The sequence below is a fragment of the Streptomyces sp. NH27 genome (assembly GCF_056859195.1).
The window spans coordinates 1-256 of sequence record NZ_JACEGK010001134.1 but is presented as its reverse complement, the minus strand read 5'-3'; the positions used below and the strand labels follow the sequence as shown (position 1 = coordinate 256).

1 rRNA gene is annotated in these 256 nt (G+C 56.2%); it reads right to left on the bottom strand.

The annotated features are described in order from the left end of the window. Positions 1-124: ribosomal RNA gene (locus AC13HU_RS38380) — 16S ribosomal RNA — on the bottom strand; the annotation flags it as partial. Between the last annotated feature and the right edge of the window lie 132 nt (positions 125-256).

The window sequence follows — 256 nt, the reverse complement described above, 5'->3', positions numbered from 1 at the left end:
AGATTGCCCACGTGTTACTCACCCGTTCGCCACTGATCCACCCCGAAGGGCTTCACCGTTCGACTTGCATGTGTTAAGCACGCCGCCAGCGTTCGTCCTGAGCCAGGATCAAACTCTCCGTGAATGTTTACCGGTAATCCGGCATCACACCCGCGAAAGAGCGGCACCACGGGGAGGAATAATCCCCGGGTGCACAGCGTCCTCGCTGTGTATTTTTCTTCAAAGGAACCTCATCCCGATCGAAACCGATCGGAAC